Genomic DNA, 8,231 nt, shown 5'->3' with positions numbered 1-8,231 from the left:
GCTTGCAGGCATCGCAGCCCTCACCACGCTCGCATGGTACGCGTTTGACTCTGCGGGGCGGCGCGTCACCCCTATCGTGCCAAAGGTCGTCGGCTCGTGGGTTGCCGCCATTGGCATCCTTATCGCAGCTTTCTCCCTATGAGAAATCCCGCGACTGCAATTGAGCGGAATACGTGATTGCCGAGGACTTCAGCGCGCGGGTTGGTATCTAACCGATCTGGTTCAGCGTGATTGTCTTGCGTTCGTCTACAGCCTACCTGCCTGACCTGCGCGTAGAGGATCACACAAGCACTCGCGTCGCTTTCTCGCGGGCTGTCTGCCGATAGGCAACTGTCGCCAGTGTTGACTTGAACCCCGCAGAATGCGCATTGGCCTATTGCGTTATGGTATAACATTTCATATTTCTCTCCGGAACATGAAATAGCCCCGTAAGGCAACCCCAATTGAGACACGTTCCAAACCTGATCGCGCGACATGGACCCCGCTTTGGCAGTGGCAGACATCGCGCCGACGCTCATAGTGCGACACGCCCGCGATGACGGCCGGTAACACCCGCGTGCCGGTCACGATCCTGACAGGATTTTTGGGGGCAGGAAAAACCACCCTTCTCAACGCTTTGCTCTCAGACGCATCGGCCGGCAAGATCGCTGTGATTGTCAATGAGTTCGGGGAAGCGGGGCTTGATCATGACCTGATCGAAACGGCAGACGACCAGATCGCGCTGATGCAGTCTGGTTGCCTATGCTGTTCGCTGCGGGGCGAGTTGTCGGAAACGATGGAGCGCCTGTTGGCAAACCGCTCTGCCGGAACGATTGCCTTTGACCGCGTGGTGATAGAAACGACCGGCCTTGCTGACCCCGGCCCGATCATGCAGACCCTCACCACCGACCCCGCCCTGTCCCGCGCGGTGCGGATCGATGGAGTGGTAACCGTCGCAGACGCGGTCAATGGGCCGACGACCCTTGATGCACAGTTCGAAGCCGTATCGCAGGCAGCCACGGCTGATCTGATTGTGCTGAGCAAGGCCGATCTTGCCAGCCCGGACCAATTGCTCGCATTTGAAGCGCGCCTTCGGCGGCTCAACCCGGGGGCGCGTATCGTGCCTGCAATCCGGGGCGCTGGCCTGTCTGGTCAGCTCTGGGGTCTTAGCCCACTGCGCCCCGGTATCGCATTTTCCGAGGCCCAAAACTGGACGACCTTGCCAGCGGCCCAACCCGATCCGCTTGCGAACCTGTCGCGGTTATCGCGCCCAGCCAACGAGCCGGCGGGTCGATTTTTGCATGACGACCGCATCTGCACGGCGTCGTGACCATCGATCACCCACTTGACGCAGACGTCTTTGACGGCTGGTTAGCCGATCTGGTCAGCCTGCGGGGCGACAGAATTTTGCGCGCGAAAGGTATCGTGTTTCTTGAAGATATCGAGATGCCGTTCGTTTTTCACGGCGTGCAAAGGACCTTTGAACCGCCGATGCCGTTGCAAAGTTGGCAGGGCGAGGCGCGTCAGTCCCGGATCGTCATCATCGCCCGGGATATCAGCCAAAAGCGCCTTCAAAGCAGCTTGAACAGATTGCGTGCACGCCCGGTGCGGGGCGCACGATTGTCCACAACACAGGAATGATCTCATGACAGACACGCGTCTTCCCGTCACCGTCTTATCCGGATTTCTCGGCGCCGGAAAAACGACATTGCTGAACCGGGTTCTGAACAACCGAGAAGGCAGAAAAGTCGCTGTGATCGTGAACGATATGTCAGAAGTGAATATCGACGCTGATCTCGTACGCGCCGATACAGAACTGAGCCGCACCGACGAGACGCTGGTCGAGATGTCCAATGGCTGTATTTGCTGCACGCTCCGCGACGATTTGCTGGATGAGGTCCGCAGGCTGGCGGCCGAGGGGCGCTTTGACTATCTGCTTATCGAATCCACCGGGATATCCGAGCCGCTCCCTGTTGCTGCGACATTCGATTTCCGGGATGAATTCGGCGACAGCCTGTCCGATGTGGCGCGGTTGGATACGATGGTAACCGTGGTCGATGCAGTAAACCTGATGCACGACTATTCCAGCCACGACTTTCTGCGCGACCGGGGCGAAACGCTGGGCGAGGAAGACGAACGCACACTCGTCCATCTGCTGACAGACCAGATCGAATTTGCCGATGTGGTGATCCTCAACAAGATCACCGATGCCGGGCCAGCGCGCACAGTTGCGGCACGCAAGATCATCCGCAGCCTGAATGCCGATGCACAGATTATCGAGACCAATCATTCCCAAGTGCGCGCAGACGCAATTCTCGACACAGGGCTCTTTGACTACGAAAAGGCCCATGAGCATCCCATGTGGGCCAAAGAGCTTTACGGCTTTGCCGATCACACCCCGGAAACCGAAGAATACGGTGTGGCAAGCTATGTTTATCGCGCCCGTCAGCCCTTTGTGCCGGAGAAGATCCTGGCGGTCCTGAATGGCGACATGCCCGGCGTCATTCGGGCCAAAGGGCATTTCTGGATCGCAACGCGCCCCGATTGGGTGGCGGAGTTTTCTCTGGCCGGGGCGCTTTCTTCGATCAAACCGATGGGGAATTGGTGGGCTACCGTTCCGAAAGAGCGCTGGCCCGAGCATGACAGTGCGCGGGCCTATCTGGCTGCCCATTGGCAAGAACCATGGGGCGACCGGCGGCAGGAACTCGTCTTTATCGGCGCCAATATTGACTGGCCCGCGCTGAAGGACATGCTGGACAAGGCGCTCTTGCCCGCGACGATTGCAGCAACCCCCAGGGCCTTGCCCGATCTACCCGATCCCTTCCCGGCTTGGCGTCAAGACGAGGCCGCGGCATGAAGATAGAGCGCACCTCCCGTCTCGATCCCGCCACCGGGATTGGCTTTGCCGATACGCCGCAGGCACTTTCCCTCATCCACAAACCGGACTGCGCCGCCGTTCTGTGGCGACGACAACCCACGCCCTGCTTTCAGGCATGGCTCGATGCACTGCCGCCGGAACAACTTCCGCGCACGCGCACTGTTTTGCGCCCCAGCGATGTTCGGGTGAAACTGGAACAGGTATGCGATGGTCAAGGCACGCCCGAAGGGCCAGAGCGCGACACGCTTATCGACGATGCCGCAGCCCTCGCCGATATCTTTGCCGGTCTCATGGGGGTGACGTGGGTTCGGCTGCGACTGGAAGCCATTTCCACAAACGCGTGCAGGCGGTTTCATGTTGATATGCTGACAGCCCGGCTGATTTGCACCTATCGCGGCACCGGCACCCAGATCGGGGTCTCGAGCGATGGGGCTGAACCCAAACAGATCACGACGGTCGCAACAGGTGCGCCGATCGTACTGCGGGGCGCCGATTGGGGTACGGGTCACACCCTGCTGCACCGCTCGCCCCCCATCGAAGGAAGCGGCGAGGTCCGGCTGGTCCTTGTGCTCGATCCGGTCGCCGATCCAGAGCAGGTGCAATGATGTCTGGCAATCTTGGACAGACCCGACTGAAACGCCGCCGCAAATGCACTGATCCGATGAAGGACTATGATCGCCTGCCGCCGGAATTGCGCGGCTGGCTCGCCACCGCCATCTTGCCGTGGAGTCCGCGGTCTGTGCGCAGGGCCTTCAAACGAGCAAAGGCCGAGTATGGCGATGTTCAGAAAGCTCTGGCAGAGCTTGACCGTCTTGAAGCCCGGCTCATTGCGCGCGATGCAAAGCACGTGTGGCTCGGGCTCCATCCCATCGTTCAAGTCGAGGGTCGAACGTAGCAGCCAAGGGTGTCTGCAGACACGCGACGCCCTGCGCCTCTTTGCCAACAATGTGGTACTGTCATGGGGCAAATCGCCTGCCCCGACTATTAATTCAGGGAAAGTCCCCAGCGGTGGATTAGATATAGGTGTGTCATCGCAAGGCTGAGACGTACCGGAACCAGAATGAAGCACCGACCGCGCATTTTCATCGCCATTGCACTGGCTGCCAAGGTTTGGACCGCGCAGGGTGCGCTGGCACAAACCGAACCTGCGGATACAGACCCGCTTTGGGAACTCGGTATCGGGGCATTCGGCCTGATCGCCCCTGATTACCCGGCCTCTGGCGAGAGTTCGTTCAATGGGCTGGCGCTTCCATACGGTATTTATCGTGGCGAGGTGATCCGCGTGGACGATGAGGATGGCGCCCGCGTCGTGCCATTCGACACGCCAGCTTATGAAATCAGCCTATCAGCGGGCGCGGCCTTCGGCGCGCAAAGCGAGGGGCGCGGCGTTCGAGAGGGGATGCCTGATCTTGACCCACTGCTTGAGCTTGGCCCGCAAGTGATTTTTCGCGGGCCGGGTTTCGGACCCGCGTCGCGGCGCGGTCGGATTGATTTTGCTTTGCAGGCGCGTGTGGTAGCGTCACTCGATTTCAACACGGGGTCTGCCGAGTATCGCGGCATGGTGTTTGAACCCGAGGTAGAGGCGAGATGGCCAGACGCCTTTGGGGCGGGAACGGAAATTCGGGCTTCGGTCGGGCCGGTTTTTGCAACTGAGGCCCTACAGGCCTATTTCTACGAGGTAGAACCAAAGTTCGCGCGCACAGGTCGGCCGACATACCAATCGCAAGGCGGGTATTTGGGCACCGACGTTGTGGTAAGCCTGTCCTATGACCTGACCCCGCGCTTCACCGCCTTTGGCGGCATGAGCGCATCCAGCCACGCAGGCGCGGCCAACCGCAGTAGCCCTTTGTTCGAACAAGAGCTGAACGGCGCCGCATTTTTTGGCATCGCTGTGATCCTTGCCGAAAGCCAGCGCCGGGTGAAAAAGCGGTACTAAGAGAAGGGTTGCACCGCCGGTCCTGCTGGGGGAACGTCACTTACACCAACACGCTAGACCGGGCCCTTCTCGTACTGCGCCCCCGCCATGTCGACACAATCGCGACCAGCCGACGCCGCCGAGGCCGAGGCCGGCCGCGACGCGCAATCCAACAAGTTGGAAAAGCAGATCAAGCAGCACACAATCTGAGATGACAGGTCGCGGCACCAAACCATATCTGCCTGTGTTCCCAAAGACGTCGGCCTGCCGGGGCAAGTCCATTCAATTGCCTTCAACTCTGCCATTCCGAAGGGGCTTGAAGACACAAATCGAGCTGCCATGTTCGACCTACTGATCCTGCTGGACCACACTGCATCCAACGCCCTTGGCCAAGTTCGCCGCCGCGCCTGTATACTGCTGCTAGGCGAGCCACTTTGCGTAATCGCTGACCAGCAAATGTGTCGGGGCCACATCCTCTTCGATAGTGGCAAAGCGCCCGATGGGTTCGCGAAAGATGTTGTCGGTCTCATCGTCGTTCACGGTGGACACCTCGCCGATCAGCACATCGCCACCCTCTCCCCAAAAGGCGTGCCAGTCGCCGGGCATAAGGGTCACGCTTTCACCGGGCGCAAGTCGCAGCTTGTCGCCAGGGGCATAATCGCGCTGGATGCCGTCGCAAAAAACGGTGCCGCCGCGATCTTCGGCAAACTGCCCCTGATCGTCGGACCCGTAGAGTTCAATCACCAAAGTGGCACCACCCCGGTTGATGATATCCTCTGCCTTGATCACATGGGTGTGCATCGGACTGAGTTGGTCCTGCCGTGAAATCAACAGCTTTTCAGCGTAGCACATGCCGCCGCCACGTTGCAGATCGGCGAGGCGCCCATTGCGCAGGGTGAACAGGAACAGTCCCATTTTGTCGTACTCGCCTGCGCCATAATCTGTGATATCCCACCCGTTGCGGGCGGAAATCACGTTGCGAGCCTCGTCCTTGCGAGCAACGAACTCATCCGGCGTCCAATAGGCAAAGGGTGGCAGAACAAAGCCGTGTTTGCGGATCAGATCATCAGCCTCGGACATGATCGCGTTGATAGTTGAGCGTTTCATGCTGGAACCTTCTGCGTGCTCAGAATTTCGATTACCATTGCGGCAGTCCATGTGAAGGTGTCACCACCGCAAGGTTCGGCGCCAATTGGACCGTAGTATTCAGCAAAACCGCCTTGTTCGATCAAACGCAGGCAATCGCGATTGATACGGTCAGCCACTGCCGTTTGACCTGCAAATTCCAACCCGTCCGAGATCATATAATTCACGATCAACCAGATCGGTCCACGCCAATAGCGCAAAGCATCGAATTCGGGTGCGGTCGGGTCGTGGCTTGGGACAAGGTAAGTGCAGCTTTCCGCCAGCACCTTTATCCGCTCGGAAATGGCGCGCGCACGTGCTTGCGGGATCGGTGCGAACGCGGCAAGGATGCCACCGATGGAAGGGCTGTCCACAAGCGCGCCTATACTGCGGTCAAAACACAGATACTGACCATGCGCGTCGCTCCACAGGGTTTCCATAGCGGCGATACCCTTGTCGGCCATGGCACGCGACTGATCGGCGATCTGTGTTTCACCCAAGCTTTCGGCCAAGTCGGCCAAGTCCGCGCAGGATCGCATCAGGATGGCATTAAAGCCCGGATCAACGATCTGAAACGGCGAGGCGTCATGGAGTTTGGAGTTGTCCCAGCCGAGACTGCGGAACTTCTGAACCAACCAGATATAACGCTTGTATTGCTCGTCCGTGGGCCGGTGTTCAGGGTTTGCGTGACTGGTGTCGCGGCGGGTGAATGGCTCAACACCTTCTGTCGGGACCCGCTCAAAAGCTGCATCCCAGTCGACAGAATTGTCCCGCCCGCTTTCCCATGGATGGATGATTGCCACAAGGCCAGTACCTTGCGGATCACGGTTGGCAAAGAACCACTGGTGCCATGCATGGATCTGGGGCAAAAGCGCGCGCGCCTTTTCTACCGCCAAAGCCTTGTCCCTTGCCCGATCAAAGATCCGGCGCACAGCAAAGCCTGCCACTGGTGGCTGCGTAATCCCGGTTGTCGGCACAGCGCGGCCCGTCGCCCAAACATCTGGGCCAGGAAAATAACCGTCATCGGGCTGGTGAAAAATAATATGCGGGAGCATCCCGTCCTCCCACTGGTGGGCGAACAGCGTCTCAATTTCAGTCCAGGCGCGGGGCTCGTCGAAATGGGCAAAGCCAAGCGCACTCAACGCGCTGTCCCAGTTCCACTGGAATGGGTAAAGGCCCTGAGTCGGCACGGTGTAAAGGCCACGGTCGTTTTTGCGCATCACGGCCTTGGCTTGATCAATCATTTTCTGTGTCATCGTGTTCTCTCAGGCAACGGCCAGCGTGGTGTCTGGGTCGAACCAACGCACGCGGTCAGGTTGGGGGGCAAGTGTTAGGGATTGGCCGGGTTTGACCACCGCGTCACTGTCAAGGATGACACGGAAAAGCGCGTCGCCGATCTGGCAGGTCACCAGCAGATGCGCACCGAGCGGTTCCACGATCTTGGCAGTAGCAACAAGCCCTTGTTCAGCAGGTTGCATGTCTTCGGGTCTGATCGCGAATTGCAGAACGGCTTTGTCGGTGTTCGGCCCGTCAAACGTCTGCCCTGCGACCTGCCATTTGCTCGGACCGGCAGGTTTTGCGGGCAAGAAATTCATCGGCGGGTTGCCGATAAAGCTGGCGACAAACTTGGCGGCAGGATCGCGATACACCTCGATCGGCGAGGCTGCCTGAACAATATCGCCTTGGTGCATCACGCTGATCCGGTCGGCCATGCTCATTGCTTCGACCTGATCGTGTGTCACATAGATCGCGGTGGTTTTACTCTCGGCCAGAACGCCTTTCAACTCGGCCCGCATTTCCATACGCAGCAGCGCGTCAAGGTTGGACAAAGGTTCGTCCATCAAGATGACGTCAGGTTCCATCGCAAGCGCCCGCGCCACGGCGACCCGTTGGCGTTGGCCACCCGACAACTCCCCTGAATAGCGTTTCAACAGCATCTCAATATGCATCAACCCTGCGACACGCTCGACGCGGCGCGTGACTTCATCATTGGGCAACTTTTTCATACGAAGACCGAAGCCGATATTTTCAAACACCGTGAGGTGAGGGAAGACGGCGTAGTTTTGAAACACCATCGCAATGCCTCGATCCTTCGGGGACAGATGATCGATCCGCTTGCCGCCGATCCAGACCTCGCCCGAAGAGGCGACTTCCAACCCCGCGATAATCCGCAATAGCGTGGACTTCCCACACCCCGACGCCCCGAGAAGGACCATAAATTCCTGATCTGCGATGGTTAAATTGATATCGTTCAGCGCCTGAAACGCACCGAAACTCTTGGCGATGTTCTTGATCTGAATTTCAGCCATATCATTGGTTCCTTTTCTTGTCGCG

The 8,231-nt window shown here is 58.9% G+C and carries 9 protein-coding genes; 6 read left to right on the top strand and 3 right to left on the bottom strand.

The features are described 5' to 3' along the window. The first annotated feature begins 535 nt into the window (after nucleotides 1-535). The 6 genes from E2L05_RS08740 to E2L05_RS08720 all read left to right on the top strand — a co-directional run bounded on the left by E2L05_RS08740 (nucleotide 536) and on the right by E2L05_RS08720 (nucleotide 4,793). Nucleotides 536-1,309 (top strand): CobW family GTP-binding protein, encoded by a 774-nt coding sequence (locus E2L05_RS08740; RefSeq protein WP_243721917.1) that lies wholly within the window; start codon nucleotides 536-538, stop codon nucleotides 1,307-1,309. After that, nucleotides 1,306-1,620 (top strand): CobW C-terminal domain-containing protein, encoded by a 315-nt coding sequence (locus E2L05_RS21055; protein ID WP_243721916.1) that lies wholly within the window; start codon nucleotides 1,306-1,308, stop codon nucleotides 1,618-1,620. Before E2L05_RS08740 ends, E2L05_RS21055 begins: the two co-directional genes overlap by 4 nt. A gap of 4 nt (nucleotides 1,621-1,624) precedes the next feature. Continuing rightward, nucleotides 1,625-2,836 carry a GTP-binding protein gene (locus E2L05_RS08735; protein ID WP_133342535.1) on the top strand — a complete coding sequence of 404 codons (1,212 nt, stop codon included), beginning with the start codon at nucleotides 1,625-1,627 and terminating at the stop codon, nucleotides 2,834-2,836. Beyond that, nucleotides 2,833-3,462, top strand: a complete 630-nt coding sequence (locus E2L05_RS08730) for a DUF1826 domain-containing protein (RefSeq protein ID WP_133342534.1) — start codon at nucleotides 2,833-2,835, stop codon at nucleotides 3,460-3,462. Before E2L05_RS08735 ends, E2L05_RS08730 begins: the two co-directional genes overlap by 4 nt. Next, nucleotides 3,462-3,752 (top strand): DUF6525 family protein, encoded by a 291-nt coding sequence (locus tag E2L05_RS08725; protein ID WP_133342533.1) that lies wholly within the window; start codon nucleotides 3,462-3,464, stop codon nucleotides 3,750-3,752. Before E2L05_RS08730 ends, E2L05_RS08725 begins: the two co-directional genes overlap by 1 nt. A 165-nt stretch (nucleotides 3,753-3,917) precedes the next feature. Further along, nucleotides 3,918-4,793, top strand: coding sequence for a MipA/OmpV family protein (locus tag E2L05_RS08720; protein WP_133342532.1), 876 nt, complete (start codon nucleotides 3,918-3,920; stop codon nucleotides 4,791-4,793). Between the two features lie 399 nt (nucleotides 4,794-5,192). Here the strand turns inward: E2L05_RS08720 and E2L05_RS08715 are convergent, their stop codons facing one another. The 3 genes from E2L05_RS08715 to E2L05_RS08705 are packed head-to-tail and all read right to left on the bottom strand — an operon-like array spanning nucleotide 5,193 to nucleotide 8,206. After that, the gene (locus tag E2L05_RS08715) at nucleotides 5,193-5,879 is read right to left on the bottom strand and encodes a D-lyxose/D-mannose family sugar isomerase (RefSeq protein WP_133342531.1); all 687 of its coding nucleotides are present in this window, start codon (nucleotides 5,877-5,879) and stop codon (nucleotides 5,193-5,195) included. After that, nucleotides 5,876-7,153 carry an MGH1-like glycoside hydrolase domain-containing protein gene (locus E2L05_RS08710; RefSeq protein ID WP_133342530.1) on the bottom strand — a complete coding sequence of 426 codons (1,278 nt, stop codon included), beginning with the start codon at nucleotides 7,151-7,153 and terminating at the stop codon, nucleotides 5,876-5,878. Before E2L05_RS08710 ends, E2L05_RS08715 begins: the two co-directional genes overlap by 4 nt. 9 nt (nucleotides 7,154-7,162) lie before the next feature. Next, nucleotides 7,163-8,206 (bottom strand): ABC transporter ATP-binding protein, encoded by a 1,044-nt coding sequence (locus E2L05_RS08705; RefSeq protein WP_133342529.1) that lies wholly within the window; start codon nucleotides 8,204-8,206, stop codon nucleotides 7,163-7,165. Nucleotides 8,207-8,231: the final 25 nt, after the last annotated feature.

Origin of the sequence: Meridianimarinicoccus aquatilis (assembly GCF_004358675.1) — a bacterium.
Lineage (GTDB): Bacteria > Pseudomonadota > Alphaproteobacteria > Rhodobacterales > Rhodobacteraceae > Meridianimarinicoccus > Meridianimarinicoccus aquatilis.
This window is presented reverse-complemented; position numbering and strand designations above follow the sequence as displayed.